The sequence below is a fragment of the Streptomyces sp. NPDC006335 genome (assembly GCF_040612795.1).
Taxonomy (GTDB): Bacteria; Actinomycetota; Actinomycetes; order Streptomycetales; family Streptomycetaceae; genus Streptomyces.
In genome coordinates this window covers 76,091-99,435 of record NZ_JBEXQX010000015.1, presented here as the reverse complement: position 1 = coordinate 99,435, position 23,345 = coordinate 76,091, and the positions used below count along the sequence as shown (strand labels likewise).

At 72.2% G+C, this 23,345-nt stretch carries 22 protein-coding genes; 12 read left to right on the top strand and 10 right to left on the bottom strand.

What is annotated here, in order from left to right:
- The first annotated feature begins 110 nt into the window (after positions 1-110).
- From ABZ098_RS32960 to ABZ098_RS32925, 8 genes are all read left to right on the top strand, one after another.
- A complete protein-coding gene (locus ABZ098_RS32960) occupies positions 111-740 on the top strand; it encodes a TetR/AcrR family transcriptional regulator (protein WP_356597396.1) in 630 nt (209 codons plus the stop codon).
- Positions 741-872: 132 nt separating this feature from the next.
- The gene (locus ABZ098_RS32955; RefSeq protein ID WP_037710300.1) at positions 873-1,175 is read left to right on the top strand and encodes an urease subunit gamma; all 303 of its coding nucleotides are present in this window, start codon (positions 873-875) and stop codon (positions 1,173-1,175) included.
- A gap of 9 nt (positions 1,176-1,184) precedes the next feature.
- Positions 1,185-1,496, top strand: coding sequence for an urease subunit beta (locus ABZ098_RS32950; RefSeq protein WP_356597395.1), 312 nt, complete (start codon positions 1,185-1,187; stop codon positions 1,494-1,496).
- A complete protein-coding gene (locus tag ABZ098_RS32945) occupies positions 1,489-3,210 on the top strand; it encodes an urease subunit alpha (protein WP_356597394.1) in 1,722 nt (573 codons plus the stop codon). The genes ABZ098_RS32950 and ABZ098_RS32945 overlap by 8 nt, the downstream gene beginning before the upstream one ends.
- A 13-nt stretch (positions 3,211-3,223) precedes the next feature.
- Positions 3,224-3,901, top strand: coding sequence for an urease accessory UreF family protein (locus tag ABZ098_RS32940; RefSeq protein WP_356597393.1), 678 nt, complete (start codon positions 3,224-3,226; stop codon positions 3,899-3,901).
- A 94-nt stretch (positions 3,902-3,995) separates the two neighbouring features.
- Positions 3,996-4,673, top strand: coding sequence for an urease accessory protein UreG (ureG, locus tag ABZ098_RS32935; protein WP_356597392.1), 678 nt, complete (start codon positions 3,996-3,998; stop codon positions 4,671-4,673).
- Complete coding sequence (locus tag ABZ098_RS32930; protein ID WP_356597391.1) at positions 4,661-5,437, top strand: urease accessory protein UreD; 777 nt, start codon at positions 4,661-4,663, stop codon at positions 5,435-5,437. The genes ureG and ABZ098_RS32930 overlap by 13 nt, the downstream gene beginning before the upstream one ends.
- A gap of 128 nt (positions 5,438-5,565) precedes the next feature.
- The gene (locus ABZ098_RS32925) at positions 5,566-7,179 is read left to right on the top strand and encodes an alpha/beta hydrolase (RefSeq protein WP_356597390.1); all 1,614 of its coding nucleotides are present in this window, start codon (positions 5,566-5,568) and stop codon (positions 7,177-7,179) included.
- A 56-nt stretch (positions 7,180-7,235) separates the two neighbouring features.
- On the opposite strand, the gene ABZ098_RS32920 is transcribed toward ABZ098_RS32925, so the two are convergent.
- The 7 genes from ABZ098_RS32920 to ABZ098_RS32890 form a co-directional block, all read right to left on the bottom strand.
- The gene (locus ABZ098_RS32920; RefSeq protein WP_356597518.1) at positions 7,236-8,258 is read right to left on the bottom strand and encodes an NAD(P)-dependent oxidoreductase; all 1,023 of its coding nucleotides are present in this window, start codon (positions 8,256-8,258) and stop codon (positions 7,236-7,238) included.
- Between the two features lie 74 nt (positions 8,259-8,332).
- Positions 8,333-9,058 (bottom strand): lysophospholipid acyltransferase family protein, encoded by a 726-nt coding sequence (locus ABZ098_RS32915; RefSeq protein WP_356597389.1) that lies wholly within the window; start codon positions 9,056-9,058, stop codon positions 8,333-8,335.
- A 141-nt stretch (positions 9,059-9,199) separates the two neighbouring features.
- Positions 9,200-10,444, bottom strand: a complete 1,245-nt coding sequence (locus ABZ098_RS32910; RefSeq protein WP_356597388.1) for a SpoIIE family protein phosphatase — start codon at positions 10,442-10,444, stop codon at positions 9,200-9,202.
- A 58-nt stretch (positions 10,445-10,502) separates the two neighbouring features.
- Positions 10,503-12,935 (bottom strand): SpoIIE family protein phosphatase, encoded by a 2,433-nt coding sequence (locus tag ABZ098_RS32905; RefSeq protein WP_356597387.1) that lies wholly within the window; start codon positions 12,933-12,935, stop codon positions 10,503-10,505.
- A 156-nt stretch (positions 12,936-13,091) separates the two neighbouring features.
- Entirely contained in the window at positions 13,092-14,312 is a 1,221-nt protein-coding gene (rocD, locus tag ABZ098_RS32900; protein ID WP_356597386.1) for an ornithine--oxo-acid transaminase, read from the bottom strand.
- A complete protein-coding gene (gene ddaH, locus ABZ098_RS32895; protein ID WP_356597385.1) occupies positions 14,309-15,121 on the bottom strand; it encodes a dimethylargininase in 813 nt (270 codons plus the stop codon). Before ddaH ends, rocD begins: the two co-directional genes overlap by 4 nt.
- A gap of 154 nt (positions 15,122-15,275) precedes the next feature.
- Positions 15,276-15,761, bottom strand: coding sequence for an Lrp/AsnC family transcriptional regulator (locus ABZ098_RS32890; protein ID WP_356597384.1), 486 nt, complete (start codon positions 15,759-15,761; stop codon positions 15,276-15,278).
- Between the two features lie 78 nt (positions 15,762-15,839).
- Here ABZ098_RS32890 and ABZ098_RS32885 point away from each other — a divergent pair, with 78 nt between their 5' ends.
- The 4 genes from ABZ098_RS32885 to ABZ098_RS32870 are packed head-to-tail and all read left to right on the top strand — an operon-like array spanning position 15,840 to position 19,879.
- Positions 15,840-16,589, top strand: coding sequence for a LytTR family DNA-binding domain-containing protein (locus tag ABZ098_RS32885; protein WP_356597383.1), 750 nt, complete (start codon positions 15,840-15,842; stop codon positions 16,587-16,589).
- Between the two features lie 2 nt (positions 16,590-16,591).
- Positions 16,592-16,951, top strand: a complete 360-nt coding sequence (locus tag ABZ098_RS32880; protein ID WP_356597382.1) for a hypothetical protein — start codon at positions 16,592-16,594, stop codon at positions 16,949-16,951.
- A complete protein-coding gene (locus ABZ098_RS32875) occupies positions 16,948-18,660 on the top strand; it encodes a cation acetate symporter (RefSeq protein WP_356597381.1) in 1,713 nt (570 codons plus the stop codon). The genes ABZ098_RS32880 and ABZ098_RS32875 overlap by 4 nt, the downstream gene beginning before the upstream one ends.
- A gap of 13 nt (positions 18,661-18,673) precedes the next feature.
- Complete coding sequence (locus ABZ098_RS32870; RefSeq protein ID WP_356597380.1) at positions 18,674-19,879, top strand: histidine kinase; 1,206 nt, start codon at positions 18,674-18,676, stop codon at positions 19,877-19,879.
- Position 19,880: 1 nt separating this feature from the next.
- On the opposite strand, the gene ABZ098_RS32865 is transcribed toward ABZ098_RS32870, so the two are convergent.
- The 3 genes from ABZ098_RS32865 to ABZ098_RS32855 are packed head-to-tail and all read right to left on the bottom strand — an operon-like array spanning position 19,881 to position 23,283.
- Positions 19,881-20,054 (bottom strand): hypothetical protein, encoded by a 174-nt coding sequence (locus ABZ098_RS32865; protein ID WP_037710178.1) that lies wholly within the window; start codon positions 20,052-20,054, stop codon positions 19,881-19,883.
- 13 nt (positions 20,055-20,067) lie between these two features.
- Positions 20,068-21,873 (bottom strand): protein kinase, encoded by a 1,806-nt coding sequence (locus ABZ098_RS32860; protein ID WP_356597379.1) that lies wholly within the window; start codon positions 21,871-21,873, stop codon positions 20,068-20,070.
- 27 nt (positions 21,874-21,900) lie between these two features.
- The gene (locus ABZ098_RS32855) at positions 21,901-23,283 is read right to left on the bottom strand and encodes a PASTA domain-containing protein (RefSeq protein WP_356597378.1); all 1,383 of its coding nucleotides are present in this window, start codon (positions 23,281-23,283) and stop codon (positions 21,901-21,903) included.
- Positions 23,284-23,345 lie beyond the last annotated feature (62 nt).

Below are 23,345 nucleotides of genomic sequence, written 5' to 3'. Positions count from 1 at the left end.
GGCCTGGGCGGCCCCGCCAAAAAGAAGGATCGTTCGTTTTAGGGTCGCCACCACCGTCTCGCCCTCGCCGCTCCTTGTCAAGAAGGAATGTTCGTTTTAGTTTGGGCGGCATGGCACGCGTATCCCAGGCACACCTCGACGCCAGGCGTCGGCAGATCCTCGACGGCGCGGCGGTCTGCTTCGCCCGCAACGGCTTCCACGCCACGTCCATGCAGGACGTCCTGAAGGAGGTCGACCTCTCGGCCGGAGCCGTGTACCGCTACTTCAGCGGCAAGGAGGAGCTCATCGGCGCGATCGTCGGGGAGGTGCTCGGCGAGGTCCACGCGGGCTTCGAGGAGGCGGTCCGCAGCAGCCCGCCCCCGCCGCCGGACGTCCTGGTGGCGTCGGTGCTCAGCCGCGTCCTCGGCACCAAGGAGTCCTTGACCGTGGACGGGCGTCCGGCGTTCCCGCGGCTGGTGATCCAGGTGTGGACCGAGACGCTCCGCAACGACGAGCTGGCGGCCGTCCTGTTCGAGGGCTACGGCGCCGTGCGCGAGACCTGGGCGCGGATCGTCGGGGCGTACCAGGAGGCCGGGACGATGCGCTCGGACGTGTCCCCGGAGCACGTGGCCCGCACGATGATGGCGGCCGCGATGGGCTTCATCGCGCAGCAGGCACTGTTCGGGCCGACGCCCACCGAGGTCCTGGGGGACGGTCTGCGGGCGCTGATGAGCGTGCGGGAGGAAGCCGACACGCGCTGATGGATCACAGCTCGGTTAACGTGCCTGAAACCGGATCCAACTAGCCTGCGGATCCACGCCACCAGGGACTTTGCCCCGGGGCTGAGGCAACCGGGCCCCGCACGGTCCGGAGCGAGGACTGTGAGGTGGGACGTGCAACTGACCCCGCACGAGCAAGAGAGGCTGCTCATCCACGTGGCGGCCGACGTGGCCGAGAAGCGTCGGGCCCGCGGGCTCAGGCTCAACCACCCCGAGGCGGTCGCCCTCATCACGTCACACATCCTCGAAGGCGCCCGTGACGGCCGTACCGTCGCCGAACTCATGGCCTCCGGGCGGACGCTGCTGTCCCGCGACGACGTCATGGAAGGCATCCCCGAGATGATCCACGACGTCCAGGTCGAGGCCACCTTCCCGGACGGCACCAAGCTCGTCACCGTCCACGACCCGATCGTCTGAGGGGGCCCGATGATTCCCGGAGAGATCCTCTTCGCCGACGGGCCGATCGCCTACAACGAGGGCCGCGAGGTCACCCGGCTGACCGTCCTCAACGCCGCCGACCGGCCGGTCCAGGTCGGTTCCCACTACCACTTCGCCGAGACCAACCCCGGCCTGGAGTTCGACCGGCCGGCGGCCCGCGGCAGGCGCCTGAACATCCCCGCCGGCACCGCCGTGCGCTTCGAGCCCGGCATCCCGGTCGAGGTGGAACTCGTCCCGCTCGCCGGCGCCCGCGTGGTGCCGGGACTGCGCGGGGAGACCGGAGGTGCCCTCGATGCCTGAGATCTCCCGTGCCGCCTACGCCGACCTGTTCGGCCCCACCACCGGTGACCGGATCCGGCTCGCCGACACCGATCTGCTGATCGAGATCGAGGAGGATCGTTCCGGCGGTCCCGGACTCGCCGGTGACGAGGCCGTGTTCGGCGGCGGCAAGGTCATCCGCGAGTCGATGGGCCAGTCACGTGCCACGCGCGCGGAAGGCACCCCCGACACCGTCATCACGGGCGTGGTCGTCGTCGACCACTGGGGTGTCGTCAAGGCCGACGTCGGTATCCGCGACGGCCGGATCACCGGCATCGGCAAGGCGGGCAACCCCGACACCATGGACGGCGTCCACCCGGACCTGGTGATCGGCCCCGAGACCGAGATCATCGCGGGCAACGGCCGGATCCTGACCGCCGGTGCCATCGACGCGCACGTCCACTTCATCTGCCCGCAGATCGCCGACGAGGCGCTGTCCGCGGGGATCACCACCCTGGTCGGCGGCGGTACCGGCCCCGCCGAGGGTTCCAAGGCCACCACCGTCACCCCCGGCCCCTGGCACCTCGCCCGGATGCTGGAGGCGATGGAGCAGTACCCGCTCAACATCGGCTTCCTCGGCAAGGGCAACACCGTCTCGCACGAGGCGATGCTGTCGCAGATCCGCGGCGGCGCGCTCGGGCTGAAGCTGCACGAGGACTGGGGCTCGACCCCGGCCGTCATCGACGCCTCGCTGACCGTCGCCGAGCGGACCGGCATCCAGGTCGCCATCCACACGGACACCCTCAACGAGGCCGGATTCGTGGGCGACACGCTCGCCGCGATCGCCGGCCGGGGCATCCACGCCTACCACACCGAGGGTGCGGGCGGCGGGCACGCGCCGGACATCATGACCGTGGTCTCCCAGCCGAACGTGCTGCCGAGCTCGACCAACCCGACCCGGCCCTTCACCGTCAACACCGCCGAGGAACACCTCGACATGCTGATGGTGTGCCACCACCTCAACGCGGCCGTGCCGGAGGACCTCGCCTTCGCCGAGTCCCGCATCCGCCCGTCGACCATCGGCGCCGAGGACATCCTGCACGACCTGGGCGCCATCTCGATCATCTCCTCCGACTCCCAGGCCATGGGACGCGTCGGCGAGGTCGTCATGCGGACCTGGCAGACCGCGCACGTCATGAAGCGGCGCCGGGGAGCGCTGCCGGGCGACGGCCGCGCGGACAACCATCGGGTACGGCGCTATGTCGCCAAGTACACGATCAACCCTGCCGTCGCTCAGGGCCTCGCGCGCGAAGTGGGGTCGGTGGAGACGGGCAAGCTGGCCGACCTCGTGCTGTGGGAGCCCGCGTTCTTCGGGGTCAAGCCGCACCTCGTGATCAAGGGCGGGCAGATCGCCTACGCGCAGATGGGCGACGCGAACGCGTCCATCCCGACCCCGCAGCCGATCCTCCCCCGGCCGATGTACGGGGCGATCGGGCGGGCCCCCGCCGCGAACTCCTTCAACTTCGTGGCCCCCCTCGCCCTGGAGGACGGGCTGCCGGAGCGGCTCCAGCTCGGCAAGCGGTTCGTGGCGATCGAGTCGACGCGCCAGGTCACCAAGGCCGACATGCGCGAGAACGACGCCCGGCCCGACGTACGGGTGGACCCCGACTCCTTCGCCGTGCACATCGACGGGGAGCTGGTGGAGGCCACCCCGGCGGCCGAACTGCCCATGGCCCAGCGTTACTTCCTCTTCTGATGGCGGGGTTGTGATGTCACGGGCAGCACTGCTCGTCCTGGCCGACGGCCGCTTTCCCGCCGGGGGGCACGCGCACTCCGGCGGGGCGGAGGCGGCGGTGAAGGCGGGGCGGATCACCGGCGCGGAGGGCCTGGAATCCTTCTGCCGAGGGCGGCTGCACACGGCGGGCCTGGTGTCGGCGGCGCTCGCCGCGGCGGCCGTGCTCGGCGTCGATCCACGGCAGTTGGACCAGGCCGCGGACGCCCGCACCCCCTCTCCGGCGCTGCGGACGGCAGCACGCAAGCTGGGCCGACAGTTGATGCGGGCGGCCCGGGCGACCTGGCCTTCGGTCGAACTCGACGCGCTGGCACGGGAGTTCCCCAAGGGCGCCCACCAGCCTGTCGTGTTGGGGCTGGCGGCTCGATCGGCGGGCCTGGATCCCCTGGACGCGGCCTACTGCGCGGCGTACGAGAGCGTGAGCGGACCCGCGTCGGCGATCGTCCGGTTGCTGAGCCTGGACCCCTTCGACGCGACGGGCGTACTGGCGAGGCTGGCACCGGAGTTGGATCGCGTGGCGGACCGTGCGGTGGAGGCGGCGAGGCGGGTCATTGCCGGTGAGGGCGTCGATGCGCTGCCCTCGGCGTCCGCACCGTTGCTGGAGATCGGAGCGGAGCTGCACGCGGCATGGCCAGTACGACTGTTCGCCTCATAAGGGGCTCCCGGCAGGCAACCTACCCGGGGGCGCGGGGAACCGCGCGACAAGCCCCCACGCACCCGCACCCGACAACGAACCCCAGGAGCCGCACATGCACTTGGACCACCACCACGACGGCCCCGCCGCTGTAAGCGCCGACGCCCACCGCGCGGACGGCTCCCACCGAGCCCTGCGTATCGGCTTGGGCGGCCCCGTCGGCTCCGGCAAGACCGCCACCGTGGCCGCCCTCTGCCGCGCCCTGCGCGACGAACTGTCCCTCGCCGTCGTCACCAACGACATCTACACCCGCGAGGACGCCGAGTTCCTGCTCAGGGAAGCCGTGCTGCCCCCCGAGCGGATCACCGCGGTGGAGACCGGCGCCTGCCCGCACACCGCGATCAGGGACGACATCTCCGCCAACCTGGAGGCCGTCGAGGACCTGGAGGACGAGGTCGGCCCCCTGGACCTCATCCTCGTGGAGAGCGGCGGCGACAACCTCACCGCCACCTTCTCCAAGGGCCTGGTGGACGCCCAGATCTTCGTCATCGACGTGGCCGGGGGAGACGACATCCCGAGGAAGGGCGGCCCCGGCGTCACCACCGCCGACCTGCTCATCGTCAACAAGACCGACCTGGCCCCGTACGTCGGCTCCGACCTCGCCCGCATGGCCGCCGACGCCAAGGCCCAGCGCGCCGAACTCCCCGTCGTCTTCCAGTCCCTCCGCGGCGAGGCGGGCGTCAAGGACGTCGCCGCCTGGGTCCGGGCGCAGCTCACCGCGTGGACGGCGTGACCACGGCCGCGGCCGGGGTGCGGGCCACCGCGCGGCTGGTCGCGCGGGAGGACGGGCGCGGCGGCACGGCCCTGCCGGTGCTGGAGAGCGACGGACCGCTGGCGCTGCGGAGGACCCGGGGGAGCGGCACGGAGACACGCGTCATGCTCGTCGGCGCGATGAGCGGACCCCTCGGCGGCGACCACTTCACCGTGGCGGCCGACGTCCAGGAGGGCGCGCGCCTGCGGGTGGGATCTGCGGCCGCCACCATCGCCCTGCCGGGTCAGGCCAAGGGCGAGGCCCGCTACGACGTCCGGCTCACCGTCGCCGACGGAGGCGAACTGCACTGGCTGCCCGAGCAGTTGATCTCCGTGGGCGGCAGCGACCTGTACGTCACCACACGGATCGACGTCGCGGCGACGGGCCGCCTCGTGCTGCGGGAGGAGCAGGTCCTCGGGCGGGTCGGGGAGGAGCCCGGGCGGCTCAGCAGCCGGCTCGTGCTGCGGGTCGCGGGGCGGCTCGTGCTCGACCAGGAGTTGGTCTGCGGCCCGGGTGCACCCGGCGGCTGGGACGGCCCGGCGGTCCTCGGGGGCCGACGGGCGGTCGGCCAACTTCTCGTCGTACGCCCGGAGTTCGCGGACCGGCCGGTGACGGCACAGGTCCTCGACGAGGGCGCCGCCCTCATGCCGCTCGCCGGACCCGCCGCTCTCGTGAGCGCCGTCGCCCCGGACGCCCTGCGACTGCGCCGGGCACTGGAGCAGGCGCTGACGGCTCTGGGTGCCTAGTCCGCCCAGCGAACGAGCTCTTCCGTTTATCGGATTGGCAAAGAAGGGCCCGTGCCCCTGTTCACAGAGTCTCCATAGCCAGGAGGATCCCCGTACGAATCGAAACGACGTACGGGGAGGGATCCCTCTTGAGGGAGACGAGACCGAAGTGGCGGACGACCGCGCTCGGTTCGGCCGGGGTGCTCATCACGGCCACACTGATATCCGGTGCCGTCGCGGCACCCGCGTCCGGCGCCAACACGTCCGACCGGACGGGCCGGCACGCACAGGACCGTGAGGCGGTGGGTGCCGCCATCGCCGCGGCCCGCGCCGCGAAGGCCGGCATCGACTGGGCGGACTGCCCCGCCGACTGGGGGATCGCCAAGCCGGTCCAGTGCGGCTGGGTCAGCGTGCCGCTGGACTACGCCAAGCCGAACGGCAAGCAGATCAAGCTCGCCGTCGACCGCATCGGCAACACCGGCACCAAGACGGAGCGCCAGGGTGCCCTCGTCTACAACCCGGGCGGGCCCGGCGGTTCGGGCATGCGCTTCCCGCTCCGTGTCACCACCAAGAACCCGATCTGGGCCAACGCGGCCAAGGCGTACGACTTCGTGGGCTTCGACCCGCGCGGCGTCGGCCACTCCGCGCCCATCTCCTGCATGGACCCGCAGGAGTTCGTGAAGGCGCCCAAGATGGACCCGGTGCCGGACAGCGAGGCCGACAAGCGCGCCCAGCGCAAGCTGGCCCGTGAGTACGCCGACGGCTGCGCCGAGCGCACCGGCAAGGCGATGCTCCAGCAGATGACCACGCCCAACACCGTGCGCGACCTGGACGTCATCCGCGCCGCGCTCGGCGAGAAGAAGCTCAACTTCCTGGGCGTCTCCTACGGCACCTACATCGGCGCCGTCTACGGCACGATGTACCCCTCCCACGTCCGTCGCATGATCGTCGACAGCGTGGTGAACCCGTCGCGGGAGAAGATCTGGTACGAGGCCAACCTCGACCAGGACATCGCCTTCGAGGGCCGCTGGAAGGACTGGGAGGACTGGGTCGCCGCCAACGACGCCGCCTTCCACCTCGGCACCACCCGGGCCGCGGTCGAGGCGAAGTGGCTCCAACTGCGGGCCACCGCCAAGAAGAACCCCATCGGCGGGGTCGTCGGCCCGGCCGAGCTGATCGGCTTCTTCCAGAGCGCCCCGTACTACGACTCCTCGTGGGTGCCGGTCGCGACGGTGTTCAGCAAGTACGTCGCCGGTGACACCCAGGCGCTGGTCGACGCGGCCGCCCCGGACCTCAGCGACACCGCGGGCAACATCTCCTCGGAGAACGGCAACGCCGTCTACACGGCCGTCGAGTGCACCGACGCCAAGTGGCCCACGAGCTGGAAGAAGTGGGACCGCGACAACACCGCGCTCCACAAGAAGTACCCGTTCATGACGTGGGCCAACGCCTGGCTGAACCTGCCCTGCGCCACCTGGCCGGTCAAGCAGCAGACCCCGGTGAACGTCAAGACCGGCAAGGGCCTTCCGGGCGTGCTGATCGTGCAGTCCGAGCGTGACGCGGCCACCCCGTACGAGGGCGGCGTCGAACTGCACAAGCGCTTCAAGGGCTCCCGCCTGATCACCGAGAAGAACGCCGGCTCCCACGGCGTGACCGGTCTGGTCAACCCGTGCATCAACGCGCGGGTGGACGCCTACCTGCTCACCGGCAAGCTGGACAAGGCCGACGTGACCTGCACCCCGCACGCCACGCCGAAGCCGTAACCGGTACACCGCAGGACAAGAAGAAGGGGCGGCCCGAGCCACGGGCCGCCCCTTCCTCATGCGCCGAGTGCGTCGAGATACGCGTCCTCCGCCGCGTAGTCGAAGAGGTCGCCGTAGGTCTGGAACATCCTCGGGTACGCCTCCCGCCAGTCCCGCCCGGCCAGGTGCGCCTCGATCCAGGCGACGGTCTCGGGCAGCCGGTCCGCGTACCGCACCACGGCGCGGTAGCCCAACTCCCGTTCGGCGGCGGACATGTCGCAGACCACCGGCACGGGCACCGACCACGGGGTGTCGCCCACGGTCGGCGACGGTGGCGGTCCGTCCAGCAGGACCGTCTCCGTCTCCACGCCCATGACGGCGTCGATCGCGGCGGCGATCTCCGCCACCGTCGGGGCGTCCGGGTCCACGGCGTTCAGGGCCCGGCTGCCTGGGCGGGCGGCCGCGAGCCGGATCAGCTCCGCGATGTTGTGGACACTCGCGGGATGGAAGCGGCTTACGCCCCCGAAGGGGAGAACGCGCCGGGACCGGCCGTCCAGGTTGCGCTTGACGAAGTAGAGCTCACGCGGGGTTCGGCAGTGCGGTCCGTGGATCGCGCCGGCCCGCAGCAGCGTGGTGGGCAACCGCTCCCCGGCCGCCAGGAGTTCACGTTCGAGCCCCGCCTTGCGGGTGCTGTACGAGGTGTCGCCCGGCGCGACGGTCCGCTGGTCCTCGGTCAGGGGCACCGGGTACTCCGGGAAGCCGTCCGGCTCGCCCTGGGTGTCGAAGCCACGGCCCTTGTCGTCCTCGTACACCGAGATGCTGGAGATCACCACGGCCGAGCCCACCCGGTCGGCCAGCGACACCAACTGCCGTGCGTGCGCGGGCTCGTAGGCCACCATGTCCACCAGTACCTCGCAGCCGTCGCCGACCGCGGCGGCCAGGGCGTCGTCGTCCGCCCGGTCGGCCCGCGCGGTGCGCACCTCGTCGGGCCAGCTCTCGTCGCGTCCGCCGCCCCGGGAGACGGCCGTCACCTCCCAGCCGTCCCGGGCCAGCGCTCCCACGGCCGCCCGCCCGATCTGTCCCGTCGCTCCGACCACCACAGCACGTCGTGTCATGCGGCGACCGTACGGCGCTCGACTCCGCCTTCTCCAGAGGGTTCTGCCGACGGCAGACCTCAGCTCAGCGGCATCCGGGGGAACTTGCGCTCCTTCTCCTGGCGCGCCGCGGTCTCCTCCGCCTTCACCACGGCCGCGTACTGGTCGACGTACTCCTGGTCGGACAGCTTCAGGATGGCGTACATGATCTCGTCGGTGATGGCCCGCAGGATCGCCTTCTCGTTCTCCATCCCGGCGTAGCGGGAGAAGTCCAGCGGCTTGCCGAAGCGGATGACCACGGGGTGGATGTTGGGGATGACCTTGCCGGGCGGCTGGGCCTCGAAGGTGCCGATCATCGCGCACGGGACGACCGGGACCTGCGCCTTGAGCGCCATCACCGCGACGCCGACCTTGCCCTTGTAGAGGCGGCCGTCGTGGGAGCGGGTGCCCTCCGGGTAGATGCCGAGCAGTTCGTCCTTGCGCAGTACGCCGAGGCCCTCGCGGATGGCGGCCTGGCCCGCTTCCTTGCCGGAGCGGTCGACCGGGATCTGCCCGGCGCTGCGGAAGAAGAAGGCGGTCAGCCGGCCCTTGACGCCGGGTCCGGTGAAGTACTCGGCCTTGGCCAGGAAGGTGATGCGCCGCTTGAGCACCGCGGGCATCAGGAAGTGGTCGGAGAAGGACAGGTGGTTGCCGGCGACGATGGCCGCACCCGACTCCGGGATGTGCTCCAGACCTTCTATTCGAGGCCGGAACACCAGTCTCAGCAACGGCCCCAGCAGTACATATTTGAGCAGGTAGTAGAACAAGAGGGGGCGCTCCTCTGTCGGGCGGACGGCTCAACTCCGCGTTCTGGCTGGTCAACCGGCGTGAGGCGGGGGTGTCAGTGTAGGCGCAGGCGCCGGGCCCCGGAACAGGGCCGAGGCAGCTCTCACCGGACCTTGGCCTGTTCACAGCCGTACGATCACCAGCGCCGTGTCGTCCGTGGCGCCGCCGGGCGGAAGCAGCTCCAGCAGGACCGCGTCGGCGAGCGTCTCGGGGTCGTCCTCGCGGTGCCGGGCGAGGGAGTCGGCGAGCCGGGCGAGACCCGTGTCGATGTCCTCGCGGCGCCGCTCCACCAGGCCGTCGGTGTAGAGCGCGAGGGTGGCGCCGCTGGTGAAGGTGGTCGCGGCCTGCGGCCGGGGCATCGGGTCGGGGCGGGCGTCGAGCGGCGGGTCGGTCGCCTTGTCCAGGCACTCCACCCGGCCGTCGGCGTGCACCAGCATGGGCGGCGGGTGCCCCGCGCTGCTGTAGGTGATGGTGCCGCGGTCGAGGTCGATGAAGGTGGTGACCGCGGTGGCGGACTCGGCCCCGTCGACGACATGGGCGTACCGGCCCAGCACGTCCAGGGCCTGGGCCGGGCCCTCGGCCACCCGGGAGGCGGCGCTCAGGGCGCTGCGGAGCTGGCCCATGACCCCGGCGGCCGCGAGACCGTGGCCCACCACGTCACCGACGGAGACGCCGACACGGTGGCCGCCCACCAGGTCGACCAGGTCGTACCAGTCGCCGCACACGTGCAGGGCGCCGACCGCCGGCCGGTAGCGCACGGCGGCCCTGGGGTGCTGGGTCTGCCGGCAGGTGGGCAGCATGGCGTCCTGGAGGGCGAGGGCGACCTCGCGGTCACGGGCGTGGGCCTGCCGCAGGCGCTCGTTGACGGCCTGGAGTTCACGGGCGCGGGTGTACAGCTCGGCCTCCAGCACGTGGTCCCGTTCGCCGCTCGCGCTGCCACGGTTCCGGATCAGCTCGGTGACCTCCTCGACCCGGTGCACCAGCAGCTCGACCCTGCCGTCGGCGCCGAGCACCGGGGCGTTGCAGGGGCTCCAGTAGCGCTCCTCCCACGCTCCCGGCCGGCCCGGCGCCTCGACGTCGTACCGCTGGAGTGCCATGGAGTCGCGTTCCCCGGTCTCCAGCACCCGGCGCAGGGAGGCGGCCAGGTTGCGCATGCCGGTGGACGCGGGTTCGTTCGGGTTGTCCGGGAACACGTCGAAGAGGTAGCGGCCCACGAGCTCCTCGCGCCGGCGCCCGGCCATGCGCAGGAACTCCTCGTTGACGTCCGCGTACACCAGGTCGGGCGTGAGCAGCGCGACCATGCCGGGCAGGGCCTGGAACACGGCCGCGTAGTCGATGGAGTCGGTGTCGCTGGATCTGTCGCTCATGGCTGCCGCCTCCCCGCCGGGATCGCACCATTTTCCCACGGTATGCGGGGTCCGGCGGTCAGTCCGGCGGATCCGCGAGGGACTGCTCGGCCCAGATGACCTTTCCCTCGGGGACGAACCGGGTGCCCCAGCGCCGGGCGAACTGGGAGACCAGCAGCAGCCCCCGGCCGCCCTCGTCGGTGGTGCGCGGGTGGCGCAGATGGGGCGCGGTGTCCCCGCTGTCGAGCACCTCGCAGATCAGGGACCGCTCCCGGATCAGCCGGAGCCGGATCGGGCCGACGGCGTGCCGGATGGCGTTGGTGACCAGTTCGCTGACGACCAGCTCCGTGGTGAACGCGAACGCCTCCAGGCCCCACTCCGTGAGCTGCCGGGACGCGGTCTTGCGGGCCTCGGCGACCCGGGCCGGGTCCACGGGCACGTCCCAGTCCGCGACCTGGTCGGGGCCCAGCAGCCGGGTACGGGCCATGAGCAGGGCCACGTCGTCGTGCGGCCGGTCCGGGGCCAGGGCGTCGACCACCGCGCGGCAGCGCAGGTCGAGCGAGGGCGCCGATCTCTCCAGCGCCTGGCGCAGCCGGTGCCGGCCCGCGTCCACGGCCCACTCCTCGCCGCGGGCCAGCAGCCCGTCGGTGTGCAGCGCCAGGGTGCTGCCCGCGGCCAGGGCCAGCTCGACCGACTCGAAGGGCGGCCCGCCGACGCCGAGCGACGGGCCCTGCGGAAGGTCCACGAAGGCGACCGTGCCGTCGGGCAGGATCACGGCGGGCGCGGGGTGCCCGGCGGCGGCCATCGTGCACTGCCCGTCGACCGGGTCGTAGACGACGTACACGCATCCGGAGCCCCGGGCGCTGTCGGTGTCCTCCGTCTCCGCCTCCGCGCCCTCCTCGCGCGCCGCCCGGGCCACCAGGTCGTCGAGGTGGCCCAGCACCTCCTCGGGCGGCAGGTCCAGCGCCGCCAGCGTCCGTACGGCGGTCCGCAGCCGGCCCATCGCCGCGGCGGCGCCGATCCCGTGCCCGGGCACCTCGCCGACCACGAGGGCGACCCGCGCGCCGGAGAGCGGGATGAGGTCGTACCAGTCGCCGCCGAGGCCGGTCAGCTCGTCGGCGGGCCGGTAGCAGGCGGTCACCTCCACGGCGTCCTGCTCGGGCAGCCGGTGGGGGAGCAGACTGCGCTGGAGGACGAGCGCCGCCTCACGCTCCCGGGTGTAGCGCCAGGCGTTGTCCACGCAGACGGCGGCCCTGGAGACGAGGTCCTCGGCCAGGTTCAGGTCGTCCTCGTCGAAGGGTTCCTGACGGCGTCGGCGGAAGAAGGTGGTGACGCCCAGGGTGACGCCCCGCGCGCGGATCGGCACCACCATCACGCTGTGCAGGCCCAGCTCCAGGAAGGTGGCCCGGCGTCCGCCGGGTATGTCGCTCGCCCACTCCGCGGCCGGCGGGTCGAGCCGCTCCTCCCGCCAGGACGTGCCCTCGGCCAGGCACCTCAGCGGGGGGGAGCCGGACCGGTAGGCGGCCACCTCGCCGACCGCGACGACGGCCTCCGGGACGCCCTCGTTCACCGACTGCTGCCCGGCGCGCAGCAGCATCACGTCCGTGGAGGGCTCCGCTCCCCGCAGCACCGACTCCAGCAGGTCCACGGTGATGTAGTCGGCCAGCGCCGGTACCGCCACGTCGGCGAGCTCCTGCGCGGTGCGCGAGATGTCCAGGCTGCGGCCGATGTACTCGCCGGCCCGGTCGAGCAGGGCGAGGCGCTGGCGGGCCCGGTGCCGCTCGGTGATGTCGACGACCGTGTAGTAGACGCCGATCGGGTGACCACGGTCGTCGTCGATCCGGGTGAACGACATCGTGTGCGCGGTCTCGCGGTGCGGGGCGGAGCGGACCCGCCCGACGTGCTCGTACTCCACGATCGGTTCACCGGTCTCCAGGACGCGCCGCATCTGCGTCTCTATCGCCTCGGCGTCCAGGCCCGGCTGGATCTCCGCGAACCGCAGTCCCAGCCGCTGCTGGGCGGGGGCACTGCCGAACTGCTCCAGCGCCGGGTTGGACCACACACAGCGCAGGTCCGTGTCCACGACCGCGATGCCGATGGGGGAGCGGCTGACCATCTGCTCCAGCACGCGGCGGCTCATGTCCCAGCCGGGGGCCTCCGCCATCTCGGAGAGCAGGACCAGCCAGCGGGCGGAGCCGTCGGAGTCGTCGGCGGCGGTGATCCGCGCCATGACCCGGACCGGCCGGCCGCCCCTGCGCAGCGCCGTCAGCAGTCCGACCCAGCCGCCGTCGCTGCGGCACCGCTCGGCGAGCTCGGGCAGACGGTGGGCCTCCTCGGCGGCCAGCAGCGCGGAGGCCGCCATTCCGACGGCCTCCGCGGCGCCGTAGTCCAGCAGGCGCTCGGCGTCCCTGGTCCAGCCGGTCACCGTGCCGTGGGCGTCGAGCAGCAGGGGGGCGGCATCGGCCACGTCGAACCGGTGCCGCGCGGTGTCCTGCCCCTTGTGAGCGCCCACGGACGACCTCTCTGTCGCTGAGAGTGGTCTATCACCTCTTCGCATCATCTTCACCCGGTACGTCGGGAGTGCGCCTACGGGGAGGGGTGCATGAGTCGGGTGGCGGGCGCGGGTGTGTGGGGGTTGATCGCGCAGTTCCCCACGCCCCTGGTTAGGTCAGTGCCTGAGTACCTTCTCCAGTACCCCCAGCGCCTCACGCAGCTCCTCCGCCGTGATCGTCAGCGGGGGTGCCAGCCTGATCGTCGAGCCGTGGGTGTCCTTGACCAGGATCCCCTCCTCCATCAGGAGCTTGCTCACCTCCCGGCCCGTGCCGATCGCCGGGTCGACGTCCACGCCCGCCCACAGGCCCCTCGCGCGGAAACCGACGACGCCCTTGCCGAGCAGCCCCGCCAGGCCGTCCCGCAGCAGTACGCCGAGCTCGGCCGCCCGGCGCTGGAACTCGCCCGTCTCCAGCAGCTCGACGACCGCCGTGCCCACCGCCGCCGCCAGCGGGTTGCCGCCGAAGGTCGAGCCGTGTTCGCCCGGGCGCAGGACGCCGAGGACGTCCCGGCGGGCGACCACCGCGGAGACCGGGACGATGCCGCCGCCCAGGGCCTTGCCCAGGAGCAGGACGTCCGGGACGACCCCCTCGTGCTCGACGGCCAGCGTGCGGCCCGTGCGGCCGAGGCCCGACTGGATCTCGTCCGCGACGAACAGACAGCCCCTGCGGCGGGTGAGCTCGCGGACCCCGGTCAGATAGCCGTCGTCCGGGATGACCACGCCCGCCTCGCCCTGGACCGGCTCCAGGAGCACCGCGGCCGTCGTCTCGTCGACCGCCGCCTCCAGCGCCGCCAGGTCGTTGTACGGCACGATCCGGAAGCCCGGCGTGAAGGGGCCGAACCCCGCCCTCGCCGTCTCGTCGGTGGAGAACGACACGATCGTGGTCGTACGGCCGTGGAAGTTCTCCGCCGCCACCACGATCGTGGCCCGGTCGGCCGGGACGCCCTTCACCTCGTACGCCCACTTGCGGGCCACCTTGATGCCGCTCTCCACCGCCTCCGCGCCGGTGTTCATCGGCAGCACCATGTCCAGGCCGGTCAGCTCGGCCAGGCGCTCGGCGAACTCGGCGAGGCGGTCGTTGTGGAAGGCCCGGGAGGTCAGGGTGAGCCGGTCGAGCTGCCGGTGCGCGGCCTCGACCAGCGCCGGGTGGCGGTGGCCGAAGTTCAGGGCGGAGTAGCCGGCCAGCATGTCGAGGTAGCGGCGGCCCTCCACGTCCTCGACCCAGGTGCCCTCGGCACGGGCGACGACCACGGGCAGCGGGTGGTAGTTGTGCGCGAGGACCGGCTCCTCGGCGCTGATGAGATCGGCGGAGGAACGCGTGCCTACGGGTGCGGTCATGAGCGGATCTCCTGGGTGCAGCACTTGATGCCACCGCCGGCCTTGTGGAGCTCGGAGAGGTCGACGGGGACGGGGACATAGCCGTGGTCGTCGAGGCGCAGGGCGAGGGCCTCGGCCTGCGGGGCGATGAAGACGTGCCGGCCGTCGGACACGGAGTTCAGGCCGAACGCCATCGCGTCGTCGCGGGTCGCGAGCACCGCGCGCGGGTACAGCTTGGCGAGTACCTCGCGGCTGCCCGGTGAAAAGGCCTCCGGGTAATAGGCGATGTTGTCGTCGTCCAGGACGAACAGCGCGGTGTCCAGGTGGTAGAAGTGCGGGTCCACCAGCGTCAGGCTGATCACCGGGTGCCCGAAGAACTCCTGCACCTCGCGGTGCGCCTCCCGGCTCGTGCGGAACCCGGTGCCGGCCAGCACGTACCGGCCCGTCCAGACGAGGTCGCCCTCGCCCTCGCAGACCGCCCGGGGGCGCTGGACGTCATAGCCGGCCTTCTTGAACCACAGGTCGTAGTGCGTGGACTCGGGGCGCCGCTCGGGCGCGTGGAAGAGGGAGCCGAAGACGCGGCCGCCGACGACGACCGCCGAGTTCGCGGCGAAGACCATGTCCGGGAGACCGGGGACCGGTTCCACGGCCTCGACGCGGTGACCGTGGGCCTCGTAGGCGCGGATCAGGGTCCGCCACTGCTCCTGCGCGAGATCCACGTCGACATGGGTGTCGGGATGCATCCAGGGATTGATCGCGTACCGCACGGCGAAGTGTCTGGGTTCGCAGACGAGGAAACGCCGACGGCTCGGCACACGGGAGTCGGACACAGAGGGGTTCCTCCGCTTCCTGCGGTGTCGACTGAGGGTTGACACCAAGGTAGGAAGTGACGGTCACGCCCGACAAGGAACGAGAATTGCGTGTCCGCGCAGGAACGCTGCGTATTCGACGGATATGACGCACGACCGCTGCGCCCCCTGAGGTTTATTCGGGAGCGGCGTGGGTCGCCCCCGCCTCCGGGCTTTCCGGGATGAGGTGGGACAGCACCATCACGCTGATCGTCTTCCGGATGAACGGCTCCACCCGGATGCGCTCAAGGACCTCCTCGAAGTGCTCCACGTCCCGCGCCCGTACGTGCAGCAACGCGTCCGCGCCACCGGTCACCGTCATCGCCGCGGTGATCTCCGGATGGTTGCGGACCACCTCCGCGAGCCGCCGGGGCGGGGCCGCGCCCTCGCAGTACACCTCGACGTACGCCTCCGTGCGCCAGCCCAGCGCGGACGGCTGCACCGTGGCCGTGAACCCGGTGATCACCCCGGTCTCCCGCAGCCGGTCCACGCGCCGCTTCACCGCCGTGGAGGACAGCCCGATCGCCGCACCGATCTCCGCGAAGGAGGTCCGCGCGTTCGCCATCAGCGCGGTGATGATCTTCCGGTCGAGCTCGTCGAACGCGGCGGTCCTGCTGTTCATGTCGGCACTGTATCCAGCGGGGGCGTCCACACCACCGCACGTGTCCAGTCGTACGAATTGCTCCTACACTCCGGGTTCATGCTGCGCGCCCTGGCTGTCGACGACGAACGCCCCTCGCTGGAGGAACTGCTCTACCTCCTGAACGCCGACCCGCGGATCGGCAGTGTGGAGGGCGCCGGCGACGCCACCGAGGCGCTGCGCCGCATCAACCGCGCGCTGGAGTCCGGGCCGCACGGGCCCGAGGCGATCGACGTCGTCTTCCTCGACATCAACATGCCCGGCCTCGACGGCCTCGACCTCGCCCGGCTGCTCACCGGCTTCGCCAAACCGCCGCTCGTCGTGTTCGTCACCGCCCACGAGGACTTCGCCGTCCAGGCCTTCGACCTCAAGGCCGTCGACTACGTCCTCAAACCGGTCCGCAAAGAACGCCTCGCGGAGGCCGTCCGCCGTGCCGCCGAGCGCCTCGACAGCGCGCCCCGCATCCCCGTGCACGAACCCGACCCCGACCACATACCCGTCGAACTCGGCGGCGTGACCCGCTTCGTCGCCGTCGACGACATCACCCACGTCGAGGCCCAGGGCGACTACGCACGCCTCCACACCGACAAGGGCAGCCACCTGGTCCGGATCCCGCTGTCCACCCTGGAGGAACGCTGGCGCTCACGCGGCTTCGTCCGCATCCACCGCCGCCACCTCGTCGCCCTGCGCCACATCGGCGAACTCCGCCTGGACGCGGGCACCGTGTCCGTCCTCGTCGGCGGCGAGGAGCTCCAGGTCAGCCGCCGCCACGCGCGCGAGCTGCGGGACCTGCTGATGAGGAGGCCGTAGCCATGCCCCAGGACCCCGTCGAGCGCCGGGTCGTCGTCACCGGCCCGCCCCGCCGTGGCCGGCCCACCTCCGGCTACTACCGGCCGCGCACCGAGATCGACGAACAGACCACCCTGGGCCACACCTACGTCCGCTCCCTGATGCGCACCCAACTGCGCGCCGCCCTCGCCGTGTTCGCCTTCCTCGGACTGCTCATCGGCCCGCTCCCGCTGCTCTTCGCGGCCATGCCCGACGCCCACCGCCTCGAATGGGGCGTCCTCGGCTTCGGCCTCTACGTCCCCATGGTCCTGCTGGCCCGCTGGTACGTGCGCCGCGCGGAACGCAACGAACGGGACTTCGTGCGGCTGGTCGAGGACCGGTGAACTCCAGCTACTCGGTGCCGGCCGTCGCCCTGGTCGTGGTCGCCACCGTCCTGGTCGGCGCCTTCGGCCTGCGCATCTCCCGCACCACCTCCGACTTCTACGTCGCCTCCCGCACCGTCGGCCCCCGCCTCAACGCGGCCGCCATCAGCGGCGAGTACCTCTCCGCCGCCTCCTTCCTCGGCATCGCCGGCCTGGTCCTCGTCCAGGGCCCCGACATGCTCTGGTACCCGGTCGGCTACACGGCCGGCTATCTCGTCCTGCTCCTGTTCGTCGCCGCCCCGCTGCGCCGCTCCGGCGCCTACACCCTCCCCGACTTCGCCGAGGCCCGGCTCGCCTCCCAAGCGGTACGACGGCTCGCGGGCGCCTTCGTCGTCGGCGTCGGCTGGCTCTACCTGCTGCCCCAACTCCAAGGCGCCGGACTGACATTGACGGTCCTGACCGGCGCGCCCCAGTGGCTCGGCGGAGTCATCGTCGCCGCCGTCGTGGTCGCCACCGTCGCCGCGGGCGGCATGCGCAGCATCACCTTCGTGCAGGCCTTCCAGTACTGGCTCAAGCTCACCGCCCTGCTCGTCCCCGCCCTCTTCCTCATCCTCGCCTGGCAGGGTGACGGCGCCCCCAGTCACGCCTTCGAGGAACCCGCCACCTTCCGCGAACAGCGGGTGGTCCGCGTCGACTCCACCCTCGACCTCAAGCTGGAGAGCCCCCTGTCCGTCACGGTCACCGGCATGGTCGACGGCCGCCGGCACGACGACGAGCGACTCGAACTTCCCACCGGCACCCACCACATCGAACGCGGCACCCGCCTCACCTTCGCCAAGGGCACCACGGTCCCCGCCGCCGACCGCGGCACCAGCGACGGCATGTCCACCTCCCTGGCAGCAGGCCGCGAGGAACGGCCCCTGTACGCCACGTACGGACTGATCCTCGCCACCTTCCTCGGCACCATGGGCCTGCCGCACGTCGTCGTCCGCTTCTACACCAGCCCGCACGGCGTCGCCGCCCGCCGCACCACCGTCGCCGTCCTCGGCCTCATCGGCTGCTTCTACCTCCTGCCCCCGGTCTACGGCGCCCTCGGCCGCCTGTACGCCCCCGAACTCACCCTCACCGGGGACGCCGACGCCGCCGTCCTGCTGCTCCCGGAGCGCATGATCGGCGGCCTCGGCGGCGACCTGCTGGGCGCGCTGGTGGCCGGCGGGGCCTTCGCGGCCTTCCTCTCCACGGCCTCCGGACTCACCATGGCCGTGGCGGGCGTGCTCACCCAGGACGTCCTGCCGTCACGCGGCGTACGGCACTTCCGGCTCGGCACGGTCCTCGCGATGTGCGCCCCGCTCGCCGCGAGCGTCCTGGTCGGCGGACTCCCCGTCGCCGACGCGGTCGGGCTCGCCTTCGCCGTCTCCGCCTCCTCCTTCTGCCCGCTGCTCGTGCTCGGCATCTGGTGGCGGCGGCTCACCCCGCCCGGCGCCGCCGCGGGCATGCTGGTCGGCGGCGGCTCCGCCTTCCTCGCCGTGGCCGCGACCATGGCGGGCCTCCCGGCGACCGGCACCCTGCACTCCCTGCTCGCCTGGCCCGCGCTCTGGTCGGTGCCGCTCGGCTTCCTCACCATGGTGCTGGTGTCCCTGGCCACCGCGGGCCGGGTACCGGCGGGCACGGCGGCGATCCTGGCCCGCTTCCACCTGCCGGAGGAGCTCAGGGCGGAGGTAAAGGCATGAGGTGGCTGAAGGCATGAGCGGATTCCTGGCCGGCCTCTGCGTGGCGATCCTCCCGCTGCTCGCCGCAGGCTTCTGGCTCGGCCGGCGCACGGCCCACCCGCAGAACCTCGGCGGCCTCGGCACCCCCGTCGAGCACGCCACCTTCGAGACCCTGCACACCGCCTCCCTGGCCGCACCTCCGCTGCGGGCCGGGCTCACCGAGGAGACCGCCCGCAAATCGGCGCGCAGACTGCGCTCGCTGCTCGGCACGGACGCCCTGTGCCTCACCGACCAGAAACAGGTCCTGGTCTGGGACGGCGTGGGCAGCCACCACCGCACCGAGGTCATGGAACGCCTCGCCGGCCCGCTGGAGACCGGCCGCGGCGAGGCCTTCCCGCTCACCTGCGACGCGCCCGACTGCCCGGTCCGCTGGGCGGTCGTCACCCCGCTGACCGTCGACGACCGCGTCCACGGGGCCCTGGTCGCCTGCGCGCCCCGCGAGTCGGCCGTCCTGGTCCGCGCCGCCGGGGAGGTCGCCCGCTGGGTGAGCGTCCAACTGGAGTTGGCGGACCTGGACCAGTCCCGCACCCGCCTGATCGAGGCCGAGATCAAGGCACTCCGGGCCCAGATCTCCCCGCACTTCATCTTCAACTCGCTCGCCGTGATCGCCTCGTTCGTCCGCACCGACCCCGAGCGCGCCCGCGAACTGCTCCTCGAATTCGCCGACTTCACCCGCTACTCGTTCCGCAGGCACGGCGACTTCACCACCCTCGCCGACGAACTCCACGCCATCGACCACTACTTGGCGCTCGTGCGGGCACGCTTCGGCGACCGCCTCTCCGTCACCCTCCAGATCGCCCCCGAGGTACTGCCGGTCGCCCTGCCCTTCCTGTGCCTCCAGCCCCTCGTCGAGAACGCCATCAAGCACGGCTTGGAGGGCAAGGCCGAGAAGTGCCACCTCCAGATCACCGCCCAGGACGCCGGCGCCGAGGCCCTGGTCGTCATCGAGGACGACGGCGCCGGAATGGACCCGGTCCTGCTCCGCCGTATCCTCGCGGGCGAGGTCAGCCCCTCGGGCGGCATCGGCCTGTCCAACGTCGACGACCGGCTGCGCCAGGTGTACGGCGACGCCTACGGCCTCGTCATCGAGACCGCCGTGGGCGCGGGCATGAAGATCACCGCCCGGCTGCCCAAGTACCAGCCGGGCGTGCACTCGGCGGGCCGCCTCACGGGCGGCTGAGTCAGCCGCGGGTGGCCACCATCCCGAGGGTGATCAGGCCCAGCACGACCCAGCCGAACCACAGCCAGCCGTTGCTGCCGAGCGCCACCGTGTAGGCGGTCACCGCGACGAGACCGCCTACGGTGAGCACCCCCATCGTCCGGGTCGAGCCGTCCGTGGAACCGGTACCGGGCATCGCGACACCCTCCTCAGGATTCGTCCCCCTCCATGGTGCCCCCGTTCTGCCTGCGGACGGTGCACACGACGAAATGTGTGCCGTTCTTCCAGGGCCCCTCGCTGGTCCAGGAGCCCGCCGTGTACACGGACGGATCGAAGCCGTAGTCGCCCGGCGGCACGTCACGCGCGCACGCCGTGTCCGACTCGGTGCGCGCCTCGGACAGCGTGACGTCGGGGGCCAGCCGGGTGAATCCGAGCACCTGCTCGTCGTAGGAGCCCGCGCAGGACACCAGCCGGGCGTCCCGGTTGGTGCGCACGTCCAGACAGTCCCGCCGCTGCATGGTCGCCGTGTCCGCGAACGACGAACCCGGCGACCGATGCGCCCCGACCGGCCCGTACAACGGCCCGCTCGCCCCCAGCACCAGACAGGCGGTGCGCCGCCCCGCCGCCTCGAAGCCGCCCTCGGTCGGTACGACGGCCTGGCTTCGGACGTCCGCGAGCCGCTCCCGGACCTCCCGCGTCCGCTCCTCGCACCGCGCCGCACCCGTCCGCCGTGCCTCGTCCGCCGAGGCGGCCGTGGCGAACGCCGTCACCTGGCCGTCCGGGGCCGTGCCGCACGTGGGGTCCAGCCGTAGCCGAGGAGTCCCCCGGAACCGCTTAGACCCCGGCCAGTCGGCGATCACACAGTCGCCGTCCCGCAGCGGTTTCGTGAGCCCGACCGTCTCGCCGTACGGCTGCCGCGCGCCCTGGTGGCCGCCCCCGCCGTCCGACGACCGGTCGGCCATGGCGTACCACACACCGCCCAGGGCCAGTAGCAGCCCCAGACCGCAGGCGAGGACGGCCCGCAGGGCGTGCGAGCGCTCGCGCCGGTGCCCGTTCGGAGGCGGTGTCCCGGGCGGCGGCGCCTGCACGGCCGCCCAGGGCGGCTGGGAACCGAGGTCGGTCTGCGTCCGGACGTACGGCTCGGCCTGCGGTGTCACGATCCGCGACAGCGCGGCCTCCGCCTCCGCCGCCGACAGCCTCCGCCCGGGGTCCTTCGCGAGCAGCGCCTGGAGCACGGGGCCCAGCGCGCCGGCGCGCACGGCGGGCCGCGGCTCCTCCATGACCACCGCGGTCACCTCGGCCAGATGGGACTCCCGCTCGAAGGGACCCACGCCCTCCACCGCGTGGTACAGCGTGCAGCCCAGGGAGAACAGGTCGGCGGCCGGCGTGGGCGTACCGCCCGTGGCCCGCTCCGGCGCCAGATAGCCCGCCGTGCCCACCAGCACCGACGCCAGCGTGTACCGGGTCTCCCCGGCGTCCGGCTGCACGGAGATGCCGTAGTCGGTGAGCAGGACACGTCCGTACGGCGATCCCGAGCGGTCCGGCGCCAGCAGGATGTTCGCCGGCTTCACGTCCCGGTGCATCACGCCCCGCTGGTGCCCGGCGGTCAGCGCGTCCAACACGGCGAGGCCGATGCGGGCGCACTCCGCCGGGGCGAGCGGTCCCCGGGAGTCGACCAGGTCACGCAGGTCCACGGCGTCCGCCACGTACTCCATGACGATCCACGGCAGCCCTTCGTGCTCCAGCACGTCGTGCACGGTCACCACGTGCGGGTGGCCGCGCAGCCCCGCCGCGTGCCGGGCCTCCGCGCGGGCCCGCGCCACCCGGGCTTCCCGTTCGTGGCCCTCCTCCACCGGGTCACGGAACACGATCTCCTTGAGCGCGACCTCGCAGGCGAGTCTCCGGTCGTGGGCGAGCCACACATGGCCCATGCCGCCGCTGCCGAGCGGGTTCAGCAGCAGATACCGGCCGGCGATGACCCGGCCCACTCCCGACGTCGGTGATCCTGAAGGCATCCGGTGACTCCCCGGTTCTGCGGGACGCTACGTGGCGACGGTGGTGCTCGGCCCGTCGGTGGCGGGCTCACTGGTGGCGGGCTGGCTGGAGGCGGGCGCGCTGGTGGAGGGCCTGCCTGTGACGGGCGCGCTGGTCGTCGACGGAGGCGGCGGTGGCGGGGGAGGCGGCGGAGGCGGCGGAGGGGGAGGCGGCGCGCTGCTGGTCGTCGGGGCGCCGGCCGGTGGTGGCTGGGCGGAGGGCGGCGGACTGCTCGACCTGCCAGGCGAGGGCGAGCCGGGCGCCGGCGTGCTCGACGACGGCGGCGCCGAGGGCGAACCACCGGGCCTGCCGCTGGGCGACGTCGACCCCGATGACGGTGGTGGCGGCGGTGGCGGCGGTGTGCTCGGGGGCGGCGGTGTCTTCGTCCGGGGCGGTGGTGGGGGAGTGGTCGTCGGCCCGTTCCCCCCGCCGGAGGTACCCGTGCCGGCCCCGCCCCCGGCCACGGTCAGCGTCACGTACCGCCCGAACGGCAGCTCGGTCCCCGCGGGCGGATCGGTCGCCGTGACCCTCGCGCCGTCGGACGGCGTCCCCTGCCCGGCGTACCCGGCCGCCAGCCCGGCCTCGATCAGCTCCCGACCGGCCTGGGCGAAGGTCCGCCCGGTGACGTCCGGCACGGTGCGCCGCTTCTCCGCGTCGAAGGCGGTGTCCTTCTCACCGGTGGTGCCGACCGGACGGCTGATGCCGCGGGCGGGCTCCCGAACGTCGACGAGAACGACCCGTTCCAGCGTCCGCGGCGCGGGCTTCACGGCCACCACGGACTCCCGTTCGTATCCCGCCCACTTCTTGTTGCCGTCCTCGAACCGGACGGAAATCCGCCTGGTGTCGCCGTCGAAGGGCCGCAATGGATTTCCACACGAGCACTTCACAGCCGGAATCCCTTGTTCATCGACGAGAATCGCGATTCCCGCCTGGAGCAAGGAGTTGTACGGGACGGCCTTTTCCTTCTTGTAGTCGTGGTTCTTGACGAGCGTGTCGTGACGCAGCAGGACCGGTGTGAGTCGATCCAGATATTCCGGTATCTCGCCCGTGCCGATGTCCAGCACGTCGGCCCACGCCTGTGCCTTTTGGTGATTCCTGGGATCGGTGAGGAATCGTTCGAGTTTGGCGACGTCACAGATGGTCGGCTGCTTGCTGCCGCCGTACAGGCCGGGCGTGTCCCCCTGCTGGAGACTTCCCTGGACGGGCTGCGACCGCACGGTGGCGGCGTCCTTGCCCAGTCCGCTGTTCTCCTCGAAGAACGGCGCGAGCGAGGGCACACCGACGGCGACCGCCTTGACCACCGGCAGTGGATTCCCCTTCTCGCAGCCGCTCAGCAGCAGTGAGAAAATCACCAGGACGGCGATCCTGTGCATAAATGCGCGAAGTGTCATGACCGCTCCCCCTAGCGGTTCCCCCAACGCGCTTCATGCTACTGAATGCTCCGGAAAGGCGA

Excerpts from the sequence above, each read along its gene's own strand:
- ABZ098_RS32860 (WP_356597379.1), bottom strand. The coding sequence starts at position 21,873 with ATGCCTTCAGGATCACCGACGTCGGGAGTGGGCCGGGTCATCGCCGGC.
- ABZ098_RS32945 (WP_356597394.1), top strand. The coding sequence starts at position 1,489 with ATGCCTGAGATCTCCCGTGCCGCCTACGCCGACCTGTTCGGCCCCACC.
- ABZ098_RS32885 (WP_356597383.1), top strand. The coding sequence starts at position 15,840 with ATGCTGCGCGCCCTGGCTGTCGACGACGAACGCCCCTCGCTGGAGGAA.
- ABZ098_RS32855 (WP_356597378.1), bottom strand. The coding sequence starts at position 23,283 with ATGACACTTCGCGCATTTATGCACAGGATCGCCGTCCTGGTGATTTTC.
- ABZ098_RS32940 (WP_356597393.1), top strand. The coding sequence starts at position 3,224 with ATGTCACGGGCAGCACTGCTCGTCCTGGCCGACGGCCGCTTTCCCGCC.
- ABZ098_RS32870 (WP_356597380.1), top strand. The coding sequence starts at position 18,674 with ATGAGCGGATTCCTGGCCGGCCTCTGCGTGGCGATCCTCCCGCTGCTC.
- ABZ098_RS32910 (WP_356597388.1), bottom strand. The coding sequence starts at position 10,444 with ATGAGCGACAGATCCAGCGACACCGACTCCATCGACTACGCGGCCGTG.
- ABZ098_RS32950 (WP_356597395.1), top strand. The coding sequence starts at position 1,185 with ATGATTCCCGGAGAGATCCTCTTCGCCGACGGGCCGATCGCCTACAAC.
- ABZ098_RS32865 (WP_037710178.1), bottom strand. The coding sequence starts at position 20,054 with ATGCCCGGTACCGGTTCCACGGACGGCTCGACCCGGACGATGGGGGTG.
- rocD (WP_356597386.1), bottom strand. The coding sequence starts at position 14,312 with ATGACCGCACCCGTAGGCACGCGTTCCTCCGCCGATCTCATCAGCGCC.
- ureG (WP_356597392.1), top strand. The coding sequence starts at position 3,996 with ATGCACTTGGACCACCACCACGACGGCCCCGCCGCTGTAAGCGCCGAC.
- ABZ098_RS32880 (WP_356597382.1), top strand. The coding sequence starts at position 16,592 with ATGCCCCAGGACCCCGTCGAGCGCCGGGTCGTCGTCACCGGCCCGCCC.
- ABZ098_RS32960 (WP_356597396.1), top strand. The coding sequence starts at position 111 with ATGGCACGCGTATCCCAGGCACACCTCGACGCCAGGCGTCGGCAGATC.
- ABZ098_RS32890 (WP_356597384.1), bottom strand. The coding sequence starts at position 15,761 with ATGAACAGCAGGACCGCCGCGTTCGACGAGCTCGACCGGAAGATCATC.